The following is a 13750-nucleotide window of genomic DNA, read 5'->3' on the forward strand; positions in this document are numbered from 1 at the left end:
TTGCTTGTTGTGCTCTTGCGATAAGAGAACAAATAGAGTACAGAATTCTGATCGGCGGCGACATTGCTAGAGCGGCTTCAATAACCTAAAGGTGGATCGAATGTCTCAGAATTCTTTGCGGCTTGTAGAGGACAAATCGGTGGATAAAAGCAAGGCACTTGAAGCGGCACTCTCTCAAATTGAGCGGTCGTTCGGCAAGGGCTCGATCATGAAGCTCGGCTCCAACGAGAACGTGGTCGAAATCGAAACGGTTTCCACCGGCTCTCTGAGCCTCGATATCGCTCTCGGCATTGGCGGCTTGCCGAAGGGGCGCATCATCGAAATCTACGGGCCGGAAAGCTCGGGTAAGACGACGCTGGCGCTGCAGACCATTGCAGAGGCCCAGAAGAAGGGTGGGATCTGCGCCTTCGTGGACGCGGAACATGCGCTCGATCCGGTCTATGCCCGCAAGCTCGGCGTCGACCTGCAGAACCTGTTGATCTCGCAGCCGGATACCGGTGAACAGGCGCTTGAAATCACCGATACACTGGTGCGCTCCGGCGCGATCGACGTCCTCGTCGTCGACTCCGTTGCGGCATTGACTCCGCGCGCCGAAATCGAAGGCGAAATGGGCGACAGCCTGCCGGGCCTGCAGGCCCGCCTGATGAGCCAGGCGCTGCGCAAGCTCACGGCTTCCATCTCGAAGTCCAACACCATGGTGATCTTCATCAACCAGATCCGCATGAAGATCGGCGTCATGTTCGGTTCGCCGGAAACGACGACGGGCGGTAACGCGCTGAAGTTCTACGCCTCGGTTCGCCTCGATATCCGCCGCATTGGCGCCGTTAAGGAGCGCGAAGAGGTGATCGGCAACCAGACGCGCGTCAAGGTCGTCAAGAACAAGATGGCGCCTCCCTTCAAGCAGGTCGAATTCGACATCATGTATGGCGAAGGCGTTTCCAAGACCGGCGAACTGGTCGATCTCGGCGTCAAGGCCGGCATCGTCGAAAAGTCCGGCGCCTGGTTTTCCTATAACAGCCAGCGTCTCGGCCAGGGCCGCGAGAACGCGAAAATCTTCCTGCGCGACAATCCGGATCTCTCGCGCGAAATCGAATTGTCGCTGCGCCAGAATGCCGGCCTGATCGCCGATCGCTTCCTGCAGAATGGCGGCCCCGATGCCGAGGATGGCGATACCTCTGGCGAATAAAGGCTTGGGGAAGCAATTCCCGACCTAAGATCGAGACCCAAAAGTCGAAACCGGCCGTATTGTCCAAGGGATGTGCGGCCGGTTTTGTTCGTGCGGCTGGACAGCGCCGGGAGCGGACGATAAAAGCCACTGACTTTGATGCAAGTTGCTGAGCGCAGGACTGAAGGGCCCCATATGAGCGGTGTGAATGAAATCCGGTCGACCTTCCTCGACTATTTTAAGAAAAACGGCCACGAGATCGTGCCGTCGAGCCCGCTGGTGCCGCGCAACGATCCGACATTGATGTTCACCAATGCCGGTATGGTGCAGTTCAAGAACGTGTTCACCGGCCTGGAGCAGCGTCCCTATACGACGGCGTCTACCGCGCAGAAATGCGTGCGCGCCGGCGGCAAGCATAACGACCTCGACAATGTCGGCTATACCGCCCGTCATCACACCTTCTTCGAGATGCTCGGCAATTTCTCCTTTGGCGACTATTTCAAGGAGCGCGCCATCGAGCTTGCCTGGAACCTGATCACCAAGGAATTCGGCCTCGATGCCAAGCGCCTGCTGGTCACAGTCTATCATACCGACGACGACGCCTTTAACCTGTGGAAGAAGATTGCCGGCCTTTCCGACGATCGGATCATCCGCATCGCCACCAGCGACAATTTCTGGGCGATGGGCGATACCGGTCCTTGCGGTCCCTGTTCAGAGATCTTCTACGATCACGGCGATCACATCTGGGGTGGCCCTCCCGGCTCTCCGGAAGAAGACGGCGATCGTTTCATCGAGATCTGGAATCTCGTCTTCATGCAGTTCGAGCAGATCACCAAGGAACAGCGCGTCGACCTGCCGCGTCCGTCGATCGACACCGGCATGGGTCTCGAGCGCGTTGCCGCCGTGCTGCAGGGCAAGCATGACAACTACGATATCGACCTGTTCCGCGCTTTGATCGAAGCCTCGGAAGAGGCAACGGGCGTCAAAGCCGAAGGCGAGCATCGCGCCAGCCATCGCGTCATCGCCGATCACCTGCGTTCCTCCGCCTTCCTGATCGCCGATGGCGTGTTGCCGTCGAATGAGGGCCGTGGCTACGTGCTTCGCCGCATCATGCGCCGCGCCATGCGTCACGCGCAGCTGCTCGGCGCCAAGGAACCGTTGATGTGGAAGCTGCTGCCGGCGCTGATCCAGCAGATGGGCCGTGCCTATCCGGAGCTGGTGCGCGCCGAAGCGCTGACTTCCGAGACGCTGAAGCTCGAAGAAACCCGTTTCCGCAAAACGCTGGAACGCGGCCTTTCGCTGCTCAACGATGCCACTTCGGACCTGCACAAGGGCGACAGCCTGGACGGCGAGACCGCCTTCAAGCTCTACGACACTTATGGCTTCCCGCTCGACCTGACGCAGGACGCGCTGCGCGCCCGCGGCATCGGTGTCGATATCTCAAGCTTTACCGATGCCATGGAGCGCCAGAAGGCCGAGGCGCGCTCGCATTGGACCGGCTCCGGCGACAAGGCGACCGAGACCATCTGGTTTGAGCTCAAGGAGAAGAACGGTGCGACCGAATTCTTGGGCTATGACACGGAATCTGCCGAAGGCGTGATCCAGGCGATCGTCAAGGACGGCGTCGCCGTCGATAGCGCTTCCGTCGGTGACAAGGTGCAGATCGTGGTCAACCAGACGCCGTTCTACGGCGAATCCGGTGGCCAGATGGGCGATACCGGCGTGATCTCCAGCGACCATGGCAAGCTCGCCGTCAGCGATACGCAGAAGAAGGGCGAAGGCCTCTTCGTTCACAGCTCCGAAGTTTCGGAAGGCAAGATCAAGGTCGGTGATGCCGTCGTCCTGACGGTCGATCACAACAGGCGCTCGCGCCTGCGCGCCAACCATTCCGCGACCCATCTGCTACACGAAGCACTTCGCGAAGTGCTCGGCACCCATGTCGCGCAAAAGGGCTCGCTGGTCGCGCCGGAGCGCCTGCGTTTCGACGTTTCGCATCCGAAGCCGATGTCGGCAGAGGAGTTGAAGGTTGTCGAGGAGATGGCGAACGAGATCGTTCTGCAGAACTCGCCCGTGACAACCCGTCTGATGAGCGTCGACGATGCCATCGCGGAAGGTGCGATGGCGCTGTTCGGTGAAAAGTACGGCGACGAAGTCCGCGTCGTGTCGATGGGGCAGGGTGTGCGTGGCGCGAAGTCCGGCAAGCCTTACTCGGTCGAACTTTGCGGCGGTACGCATGTCTCCGCCACCGGCCAGATCGGTCTTGTGCGCATCCTCGGCGAAAGCGCCGTCGGCGCTGGCGTCCGCCGCATCGAAGCCGTCACAGGTGAATCCGCGCGTGATTATCTCGCCGAGCAGGATGATCGCGTGAAGAGCCTCGCCTCGACGCTGAAAGTCCAGCCGGCCGAAGTGGTTTCGCGTGTCGAATCCCTGATGGACGAGCGCCGCAAGCTCGAGCGCGAACTGGCCGATGCCAAGCGCAAGCTTGCGATGGGCGGCAGCCAAGGCGGCTCCGCCGATGCAGTCCGTGAAGTCAACGGCGTCAAGTTCCTCGGCAAGCCGGTTTCCGGCGTCGATCCCAAGGATCTCAAGGGCATGGCGGATGAAGCCAAGGCGAGCCTCGGCTCCGGCGTCGTGACGCTGATCGGCGTTTCGGATGATGGCAAGGCCAGCGCCGTCGTCGCCGTCACGGAGGATTTGGTTGGCCGCTTCAGCGCCGTCGATCTCGTGCGCGTCGCTTCAGCTGCCCTCGGCGGCAAGGGTGGTGGCGGTCGTCCCGATATGGCGCAGGCCGGAGGCCCGGATGGTGCCAAGGCTGACGAGGCGATCGAGGCGATTGCCGCGGCACTTGCTGGCTAAGCCACTGATTTCCGATTGATAATTAAAGATGGCGGATGCTTCGGTGTCCGCCATTTTTATTTGCACCTCCAACTCCGCAGGATTTGTCAAATCGGGTTATGCTCTTGTCGGGCCGATCGATTTGCAAGGGGTTTGACATGAGTGGTGGAACGGCGTGGACGCTTTATGAGACCCGGTTGCGGCGGGTTTCGGCCCATATCCATGAGCATCTGGATAATGAGCTCGATATGGAAAAGCTCGCCGAGATCGCCTGCATGTCCAGCTATCACTGGCACAGGATCTATCGGGCGATCTATGGCGAGACGGCGGCTGCAACCGTCAAGCGGCTTCGGCTGCATCGTGCCGCCGGCGATCTCGTCAACACCCGTCTATCCGTCAGCGACATTGCAAAGCGGTCGGGCTATCCCAACCTCCAGTCGTTCAACCGCATCTTCAGATCCGTCTACGGCATGCCGCCAGCGCGATATCGGAATGAGGGAAGCCATACGATTTTCGAACCCAGCACCCAAGGAAGGATCACGGTCATGTTCGACGTTACGCTTCGCACCATTTCCCCGATGTCACTGATCGGTGTCGCCCATCGCGGCTCCTATATGCAGATCGGCCAAGCTTTCGAAACACTTTTCGGTACTATCTTCGCCCGCGGCCTTGCCGGGCCGGACATGCGCATGATCGGTATCTATCTCGATGATCCGGATGTGGTGGAAGCGGACAAACTACGCTCCTATGCCTGTGTCACCGCTGGCGAGGCCGTCGTTGCCAATGCTCCGCTGGAGCGGCGTTCGCTCGATGGAGGCGACTATGCCGTGCTGCGCCACAAGGGTCCCTATGCAAACATGCATAAGGCCTATCACTGGCTTTATGCGCAATGGCTGCCGGCTTCCGGGCGGCAACTGCGCGATACCGTCATGTTCGAGGAATATATCAACAATCCGCGCGACGTGCCGCCGACGGAGCTGTTGACCGATATCTATATGCCGCTGCAATAGCGGCATACGAGCGCGATCGAAGATTTCCTCTTAATGCCTTGTATTATCGGGCATTAGCCGGCTTCGGCATGGCGGCATTGTCGATCTCGTTGCCGCGGCGGTAAGCATCGCGGTCGCTGACCCGCGCCCAATAATCGACGAAGGCCTCGCGCTTCTCGATCGTGCCGAAATTGAGACCCCAGCCGATATGCGAACCAACATAGACGTCGGCGGCCGTGAAGCGGTCGCCGGCGATGAATGGCGAGCTTGAGATTGCATATTCGATCGTATCGAGCACGCCTTGGATGCTGCCGCATCCGGCCATGCGCTGACGTTCCGGTGGAATTTCGAAGCCAAGCGCGCGGATGGTAACTGCAGCTTCCAACGGGCCGGCAGCAAAAAACATCCAGCGAAAATAGCGGCCGCGCTCGGCCGCCGTCGGGGCGAGGCCAGCCTGCGGGAAGGTTTCGGCCAGATAGGCGCAGATGGCGGCACCTTCGGTGACGACGGTATCGCCATGCTTGATGGCCGGCACCTTGCCCATGGGGTTGACCGCAAGATACTCCGGCGATTTCATCGTCGTGCCGTAATCGAGATATTCGGTGCGGTAGGGCTGGCCGGTCTCCTCAAGCATCCAGCGGGCGATGCGTCCGCGCGACATTGGGTTGGTATAGAATACGAGTTCTTCTGCCATCTGCCTCTCCCCTTTGTTGCGCGCATTTTTGCCATTGGTTCGCCCCGGCGGCAAGATTCCAGGCAAAAGAAAACCCGGCACCAAGGCCGGGTTTTCCATATCCAGATGGCGGCAGGGCTTAAGCAGCCATGGCCTTCTTGAGGTTTTCGTCGATCTTGTCGAGGAAGGCGGTGGTCGAGAGCCACGGCTGGTCGGGGCCGATCAGCAGCGCCAGGTCCTTGGTCATGTAGCCGGCTTCGACGGTATCGACGCAGACCTTTTCGAGCGTGGACGCGAACTTGGCGAGTTCGGCATTGTCGTCGAGCTTGGCGCGGTGAGCGAGACCACGGGTCCAGGCGAAGATCGAAGCGATCGAGTTCGTCGAGGTTTCCTGACCCTTCTGGTGCTGACGGTAGTGGCGGGTCACCGTGCCGTGTGCGGCTTCGGCTTCGACCGTCTTGCCGTCCGGCGTCAGGAGAACCGAGGTCATCAGGCCGAGTGAGCCGAAGCCCTGGGCAACGGTATCGGACTGGACGTCGCCGTCATAGTTCTTGCAGGCCCAGACGTAGCCGCCGGACCACTTGAGGGCCGAGGCGACCATGTCGTCGATCAGACGGTGCTCGTAGGTGATGCCGGCTTCGTCGAACTGGGCCTTGAACTCGTTCTGGTAGACTTCTTCGAAGATGTCCTTGAAGCGGCCGTCATAGGCCTTGAGGATGGTGTTCTTTGTGGAGAGGTAGACCGGCCACTTGCGCATCAGGCCGTACATCATCGAGGCGCGGGCGAATTCGCGGATCGACTCGTCGAGGTTGTACATGGCCATGGCAACGCCGGCGCCCGGAGCGTTGAAGACTTCCTTTTCGATGACTTCGCCATCTTCGCCGACGAACTTGATGGTCAGCTTGCCCTTGCCGGGGAATTTGAAGTCGGTCGCGCGATACTGGTCTCCGAAGGCATGGCGGCCGACGACGATCGGCTTGGTCCAGCCGGGAACGAGGCGCGGAACGTTCTTGCAGATGATCGGCTCACGGAAGATGACGCCGCCGAGGATGTTGCGGATGGTGCCGTTCGGGCTCTTCCACATCTGCTTCAGGTTGAATTCCTTGACGCGATCTTCATCCGGCGTGATCGTTGCGCACTTGATGCCGACACCATGCTTCTTGATGGCGTTGGCGGCGTCGATCGTGACCTGGTCGTTGGTCGCGTCGCGGTTTTCGACCGAGAGGTCGTAGTAGTCGATATCGATGTCGAGGTAGGGGTAGATCAGTTTATCTTTGATAAACTGCCAGATGATGCGAGTCATTTCATCGCCATCGAGATCGGCAACGGGATTTGCGACCTTGATCTTCTTCATACTTCTGCCTCGTTTAAGCTAATGGGACCGGATGGTCCTGTGGGTAATGTGAAGTCCCGAGGGCTATAGCACCGCAAGCGCGGAACGCAAAGCCGATAGAGCCTTCCGCGTCGCGTTTTTGATCATTCGTGACATCCCGCGCATTTTGCGATCCGGCCATTGCCAAAGCGGTCGATGGGTCTAATGTCGCGCATGTTTTGCCTGTTGCAACGGAATCATATCATGCAGAAATTTGCCGCCTCCGCGATTGCCTTTACGCTTTTCCAGTTTTCATTTGGTGCGCATACGGCGCTTGCTGCCGATGCGACGACGCCGGTCAAGGCCATCATGGATGCGACCGTCTCGAACTGGGCAGGCGGCGACAGCGACTGGCAGGATATTTTCGGCGAGGACAAGCTCAAGGATATCTACAGCAAGGACTTTGGAGCGAAATACGAGGCGGCGGCGCAGTTTCCTGCCGCCGACGAGGATGGTATCTCGCCTTTCGACTACGATGTCATCGTCAATGCGCAGGACGCGTGTCCGCTGGAGGATGTGAAGATTGCAGCCCAGCCACCAAAGAACAATGTGACGGAAGTGCTGGCGACCTTCAAGAAATTAACCTGCATGGGCTCCGACGCCGATTATCAGAAGGTGACGACGGTTCGCTTCGAGGTCATCGAGGAGGGCGGACGGCCTGTGGTGGATGATATTGTCACCAACGACGACAACGGCAATCCGAGCTCGCTCAAGAGCGTGATGGTTGATCTCGTCAAACAGCAGCAACAACCGCCTTCCGATCAGCAGAAGTCGGCCAATCCGCAATAATCGGGAGGGCTCGTCGCGGCGCTGACACGCAAAAACCTTGCCGAGCGGCTGGTGTCTCGTTATTGCGACCGTGATTTGCGCGATTGAGTTCGCGCGCGGAGATTTAGGCATCATGGCAGGCACGAACAGCGAGCGTCAACTTCTGGCCGAAGGACCGGCCATCATTCTGGTCGAGCCGCAAATGGGCGAGAATATCGGCATGGTGGCACGCGCCATGGCGAATTTTGGCCTTGCCGAGTTGCGTCTCGTCAACCCGCGAGATGGCTGGCCGAACGAGAGGGCGCAGGCGACCGCTTCGAAGGCGGATCACATCATCGAGGCGACGAAGGTCTACGAGACCTTGGAGCAGGCGATATCAGATCTCAATTTCGTCTATGCGACGACCGCGCGAGAGCGGGATGGCTACAAGCCGGTACGCTCGCCTGTCATCGCGGCCGAAACTCTTCGTGCGAAGTTCAAGGCGGGCGAGGGCACCGGCATTCTCTTCGGGCGCGAGCGCTGGGGCCTGACGAACGAGGAAGTGGCGCTTGCCGACGAGATCGTCACCTTTCCCGTCAATCCTGCTTTCGCCTCGCTGAACATAGCCCAGGCCGTGCTGTTGATGTCCTATGAGTGGATGAAATCGGGCATGGAGGATCTGGGCGATGTGCCGTTCCAGGCGATCGAGCAGCGGCCTTCGACCAAGGAGCAGCTTTTCGGCCTGTTCGATCAGCTCGAAGAGGCGCTGGATGCGCGCAATTATTTCCATCCCGCCGGGAAAAAGCCGAAAATGGTCGACAATCTTCGGGCGGTCCTCTCGCGCCGGGCGTTCACCGAACAGGAAATCAGCGTCTTGCGCGGGGTGATCTCGTCTCTCGACCGTTTCTCGCGGAAATCCCCGCGCGGCAGCGGCTCGCATCCCAGATCCTCGAAAGCACCGAAGGAAGCCCCAAGCGATGACAGCAGCGGCGAATGAGCTGAAACCGGTCCTCGTCTTCGATTCAGGGATCGGCGGTTTGACCGTGCTGCGCGAGGCGCGCGTGCTGATGCCCGAGCGCGGTTTCATCTATGTCGCCGATGATGCCGGTTTTCCTTATGGCAGTTGGGAAGAAGCGGCGTTGAAGGAGCGCATCGTCGATCTCTTCGCAAAGCTGCTTGCGCAATATGATCCGGAAGTCTGTATCATCGCCTGCAATACGGCGTTCACGCTGGCCGGCGCCGCTCTTCGTGCCGCCTTTCCGCAAATGACCTTCGTGGGCACGGTACCGGCGATCAAGCCGGCCGCCGAGCGGACCCGCTCCGGCCTTGTCTCGGTGCTCGCGACACCGGGCACCGTCAAGCGCGCCTATACGCGCGACCTGATCCAGTCTTTTGCCACGCAGTGCCATGTGCGGCTCGTCGGATCGCAGGACCTGGCACGCCTGGCGGAAGCCTATATTCGCGGCGATGTCGTCAGCGATGAGGCAGTCATGACCGAGATCGAGCAGTGCTTCGTCGAGATGGATGGCCGCAAGACCGATATCGTCGTACTTGCCTGCACGCATTATCCTTTCATGGCCAATATCTTCCGCAGGCTCGCGCCATGGCCAGTCGACTGGCTCGATCCGGCTGAAGCGATCGCAAGGCGAGCCCGCAGTCTCGTGCCGCAGGTGGCCGATGCCGTCCATCCCGATGATTTTGATTTTGCGGTGTTTACCTCTGGTGCGCCGGATTTTCCCACCCGCCGGCTGATGCAGGGTTTTGGACTCAAGGCTTGATCATGAAAGACAAAGTTTCGCTGCGTAAACTCGATCTCGCGGACATGCCGGCCGCTGCGGCCGTTCATCGCGCGTCCTTTAACGAGCGGCTGCCGACGCTTGCCGGGCTTCATACGCCGGAAGAGGATATCGGTTTCTGGAGCGCTGTAGTCTTCAAAGACTGCCAGGTCTGGGGCGCGGAAGAGGGCGGTCGCCTGGTCGGCGTCATTGCCTTCCTCGAGGATTGGATCGACCAGCTCTACGTCCTGCCCGAGGCGCAGGGGCGCGGCCTCGGCAGCCGCCTGCTCGATGTCGCCAAGTCGACCTACCCGGCGTTGTCGCTCTGGACATTCCAGAGAAACGAGCCGGCGCGCCGCTTTTACGAGAAGCATGGCTTCTTCGTGGTTGACGAGTCTGACGGAGCAGGCAATGAGGAGAAGGAGCCGGATGTGCTTTACAAATGGGAAGCGCGCTTGCACCGGCTGTAATGCAGGATTTGACTGAGCGGCGGGATATTGGGGGGTATGTCATTGATGTCTTTTGAGAATGCCGAGGTCAGCCATGCGTCTGCGTGAGTGCCACAATTTCCATGATTTTCGTCTTCTTGCGAAAAAGCGTCTTCCCGGCCCGATCTTCAACTATATCGACGGCGCAGCTGACGACGAGGTGACGCTCCGGCGAAACACAACCAGCTTTGAAAGCTGCGATCTCGTGCCCAACGTCCTGCGTGGGGTCAGCGAGATCGACATGTCTGTCACCGTCATGGGGCAAAAGCTTGCGACGCCCTTCTATTGCTCGCCGACGGCCTTGCAGCGGCTGTTCCATCACCAGGGCGAGAATGCGGTAGCCGCCGCGGCTTCCTCGCTCGGCACGATGTTCGGTGTTTCTTCGCTCGGTACTGTCAGCCTTGAGGAAATTCGCAAGAAGCATTCCGGGCCGCAGGTCTACCAGTTCTATTTCCACAAAGACCGTGGCTTGAACCGTGCGATGATGGAGCGGGCAAAGGAAGCCGGTGTCAATGTAATGATGCTGACGGTGGACAGCATTACCGGCGGCAATCGTGAGCGCGATCTCCGCACCGGGTTCTCCATTCCGTTCAAGCTCAATCTGGCGGGGATCACCCAGTTCGCCATCAAGCCCGCTTGGGCACTGAACTACGTCACTCACGAGAAATTCCGCCTGCCGCAGCTCGACGAGCATGTGGACATGAGCGGCGGTGCGATGTCGATCGGCAAGTATTTCACCGAGATGCTCGATCCATCGATGAACTGGAACGACGTCGCCGAGATGGTGAAGCACTGGAACGGACAGTTCTGCCTGAAGGGCATCATGTCGGTCGAGGACGCCAAGCGCGCCGTCGATATTGGATGCACCGGCATCGTGCTCTCGAACCATGGAGGCCGGCAGCTGGACGGCTCACGCTCGGCATTCGATCAGCTAGCGGAGATCGTCGACGCCGTCGGCCATCGCATCGATGTGATGATGGACGGCGGCATCCAGCGCGGCACGCATGTGCTGAAGGCTCTGTCGCTCGGCGCCAAGGCCGTTGGCCTCGGGCGCTTCTATCTCTATCCGCTCGCGGCTGCCGGTCAGGCTGGTGTGGAGCGGGCGCTGAGGCATCTGCGCACCGAAGTCGAGCGCGACATGAAGCTGATGGGCTGCACGTCGGTCAATGAGCTGTCGCGCGCCAATCTGCGCTTCAGATAGGCCTCGCAATCGCCTGTGGGTTTTTTCAATCCACGGGCGCGAAGCTTGGAAATCTTTGCTAGACGAGGGCGCGTCCTTTCAGAAAGATGGGACGCATCCACATTTGATTCTTGCTCATAGGGGAAGTGCATTGCAGGTCGGCATCGACATGGGAACGGCGTCCGGCGGGACCAGCGCCCAGCTCGATATCGAGGAGCTGCTGGCAACGCGTCTCCTAGTGCAGGGCAATTCCGGTTCCGGAAAATCGCACCTCCTGCGGCGGCTGCTGGAGCAGTCGGCGCAATGGGTGCAGCAGGTTATCATCGATCCCGAAGGCGATTTCGTCACGCTGGCCGACAAGTTCGGTCATGTGGTCGTCGATGGCGAGCGCTCGGAAGCCGAGCTTGCCGGCATCGCCAACCGCATCCGCCAGCATCGCGTTTCCTGCGTGCTGACGCTGGAGGGGCTTGATATCGAGCAGCAGATGCGCGCTGCAGCCGCCTTTCTGAACGGCATGTTCGATGCCGATCGCGAATTCTGGTATCCGGTACTTGTCGTGGTTGACGAGGCACAGATGTTTGCGCCCTCGGTCGGCGGTGACGTTTCGGAAGATGCGCGCAAGATGTCGCTCGGCGCCATGACCAATCTGATGTGCCGCGGTCGAAAGCGCGGCCTTGCCGGCGTCATCGCGACGCAGCGCCTCGCAAAGCTTGCCAAGAACGTTGCGGCGGAAGCTTCCAATTTCCTGATGGGCCGCACCTTCCTCGATATCGACATGGCGCGTGCTGCCGACCTTCTCGGCATGGATCGCCGGCAGGCGGAAATGTTCCGCGACCTGAAGCGCGGCAATTTCGTAGCCCTCGGGCCGGCACTTTCGCGTCGTCCGTTGCCGATCGCCATCGGCGCAGTGGAGACCTCGGCGCGCTCTTCCAGCCCGAAGTTGATGCCGCTGCCGGATGCGCCGCAGGATGTGGAAGATCTGATCTTCACGCCGGATCCGGAAGAGTTCACACGCCCCGTTGTCCGCCGCACGACGCCGGCTCCGCGTCCGACGACCGATATTCTGGCCGAGCTTTCCCGCTCCGTGCCGGCTGCAGGCCCGGCACCTTCCGAGCCGAAGGTCAGCCAACCGGAAATATCGAGCGAGGACCGCGAGGCAAGGGTGAGCGCCGTACTGTCAGAAATCCTCGACGATCCAGCCTCGGGATTCCGTACTGATTCGGTGCTTTATCAGGAGTTTCTCGTTCGTTTGCGCATGCGCCGGGTTCCCGGTGCGCCCATGAGCCTCTCGGAATTCCGTCGCCGTGTGGCGATTGTGCGCTCCGGCGCCGACGAAGAGGTCATGGCAACGGATCAATGGGCAACGGCGCTTTCGCTGTCTACCAGCGTCACCGATGACCTGCAGGGCGTCTTTTTGATGTTGGCCAAGGCCGCCATCAGCGGTGAACCGTGCCCGTCCGACGCTCGCATCGCCCGTGCCTACGGCACACATTCGGCCAGACGCGCGCGGCGACTGCTGAGCTATTTCGAAGAGCAGGGCAGCGTCGTCGTCCATACGGATTTCTCCGGCAAACGGATCGTCGCTTTCCCGGATATGGGCTCACAGACCGCGCCTGGCGATGCCAATGCGCCCGATCTGGATGGTGGCGAGCAGGCGGCGGCCGAATAGCTGCCGTATTCTCGCTGAAGAGCGTCTGGCGCTGTTGACAATTCCATGACAACCCCTTACAGACCGCGCCAACGCCGGGCAGAAATGTCCGGTGTTTCATTTGACATGTCCCGTGGCTTCGTCCGTTCGCTAACGTGAGAAGCCTGTCAGAGCTCGAAAACGGAGTTCAGAGGAGGGCGTGTTTCCTTAGCGGTTCGGCAACGGGCCGCCATAACACTTGAAAGGAAATGCGATGAGCAAGCGCGAATCGTCCAAGTACAAAATTGACCGCCGTATGGGCGAGAACATCTGGGGTCGTCCGAAGTCCCCGGTTAACCGTCGCGAATACGGCCCGGGCCAGCACGGCCAGCGCCGCAAGGGCAAGCTTTCCGACTTCGGTGTGCAGCTGCGCGCCAAGCAGAAGCTTAAGGGCTACTACGGCGACCTGCGCGAGAAGCAGTTCCGCGCGATCTTCGCTGAAGCTGACCGCCGCAAGGGCGACACCTCGGAAAACCTGATCGGCCTGCTCGAATCGCGCCTCGACGCGATCGTCTACCGTGCCAAGTTCGTTCCGACCGTTTTCGCTGCCCGTCAGTTCGTCAACCACGGCCACGTCACGGTCAACGGCGTTCGCGTCAACATCGGTTCGTACCGCTGCAAGGCTGGCGACGTTATCGAAGTTCGTGAAAAGTCCAAGCAGCTCGTAACCGTTCTGGAATCGGTTGCTCTCGCTGAGCGCGACGTTCCTGACTACATCGAAGTCGATCACAACAAGATGGTTGCGACCTTCGCTCGCGTTCCGGCTCTCGGCGACGTACCCTACGCCGTCGTCATGGAACCGCATCTGGTCGTCGAATTCTATTCGCGTTAATAGGCGG

At 60.1% G+C, this 13750-nt stretch carries 12 protein-coding genes; 10 read left to right on the forward strand and 2 right to left on the reverse strand.

Annotation, left to right across the window (positions count from 1 at the left end):
* The first annotated feature begins 100 nt into the window (after window positions 1-100).
* From recA to FHT73_RS04025, 3 genes are all read left to right on the forward strand, one after another.
* Entirely contained in the window at window positions 101-1186 is a 1086-nt protein-coding gene (gene recA, locus FHT73_RS04015; protein WP_112334727.1) for a recombinase RecA, read from the forward strand.
* Between the two features lie 174 nt (window positions 1187-1360).
* A complete protein-coding gene (gene alaS / locus FHT73_RS04020; RefSeq protein WP_183709957.1) occupies window positions 1361-4021 on the forward strand; it encodes an alanine--tRNA ligase in 2661 nt (886 codons plus the stop codon).
* Window positions 4022-4158: 137 nt separating this feature from the next.
* Complete coding sequence (locus FHT73_RS04025; RefSeq protein WP_112606384.1) at window positions 4159-5010, forward strand: AraC family transcriptional regulator; 852 nt, start codon at window positions 4159-4161, stop codon at window positions 5008-5010.
* A gap of 43 nt (window positions 5011-5053) precedes the next feature.
* On the opposite strand, the gene FHT73_RS04030 is transcribed toward FHT73_RS04025, so the two are convergent.
* Both FHT73_RS04030 and FHT73_RS04035 read right to left on the reverse strand, forming a co-directional pair.
* On the reverse strand, window positions 5054-5683 hold the full coding sequence (locus tag FHT73_RS04030) for a glutathione S-transferase family protein (RefSeq protein ID WP_183709959.1): 630 nt from the start codon (window positions 5681-5683) through the stop codon (window positions 5054-5056).
* 118 nt (window positions 5684-5801) lie between these two features.
* A complete protein-coding gene (locus tag FHT73_RS04035) occupies window positions 5802-7016 on the reverse strand; it encodes an NADP-dependent isocitrate dehydrogenase (RefSeq protein ID WP_015340066.1) in 1215 nt (404 codons plus the stop codon).
* 222 nt (window positions 7017-7238) lie between these two features.
* On the opposite strand from FHT73_RS04035, the gene FHT73_RS04040 reads away from it, so the two are divergent.
* From FHT73_RS04040 to rpsD, 7 genes are all read left to right on the forward strand, one after another.
* A complete protein-coding gene (locus tag FHT73_RS04040; RefSeq protein ID WP_183709961.1) occupies window positions 7239-7823 on the forward strand; it encodes a hypothetical protein in 585 nt (194 codons plus the stop codon).
* A 112-nt stretch (window positions 7824-7935) separates the two neighbouring features.
* Window positions 7936-8778: an RNA methyltransferase gene (locus FHT73_RS04045; protein ID WP_112334732.1), complete on the forward strand. Its 843-nt coding sequence runs from the start codon at window positions 7936-7938 to the stop codon at window positions 8776-8778.
* Window positions 8759-9559: a glutamate racemase gene (gene murI / locus FHT73_RS04050; protein ID WP_183709963.1), complete on the forward strand. Its 801-nt coding sequence runs from the start codon at window positions 8759-8761 to the stop codon at window positions 9557-9559. Before FHT73_RS04045 ends, murI begins: the two co-directional genes overlap by 20 nt.
* A gap of 2 nt (window positions 9560-9561) precedes the next feature.
* A complete protein-coding gene (locus FHT73_RS04055) occupies window positions 9562-10026 on the forward strand; it encodes a GNAT family N-acetyltransferase (RefSeq protein WP_183709965.1) in 465 nt (154 codons plus the stop codon).
* 73 nt (window positions 10027-10099) lie between these two features.
* Complete coding sequence (locus tag FHT73_RS04060) at window positions 10100-11245, forward strand: alpha-hydroxy acid oxidase (protein WP_183709967.1); 1146 nt, start codon at window positions 10100-10102, stop codon at window positions 11243-11245.
* A 130-nt stretch (window positions 11246-11375) separates the two neighbouring features.
* Window positions 11376-12893 (forward strand): ATP-binding protein, encoded by a 1518-nt coding sequence (locus tag FHT73_RS04065; RefSeq protein WP_183709969.1) that lies wholly within the window; start codon window positions 11376-11378, stop codon window positions 12891-12893.
* 232 nt (window positions 12894-13125) lie between these two features.
* Window positions 13126-13743: a 30S ribosomal protein S4 gene (gene rpsD / locus FHT73_RS04070; protein WP_015340058.1), complete on the forward strand. Its 618-nt coding sequence runs from the start codon at window positions 13126-13128 to the stop codon at window positions 13741-13743.
* Window positions 13744-13750 lie beyond the last annotated feature (7 nt).

This window comes from Rhizobium sp. BK098 (genome assembly GCF_014193155.1).
GTDB lineage: Bacteria > Pseudomonadota > Alphaproteobacteria > Rhizobiales > Rhizobiaceae > Rhizobium.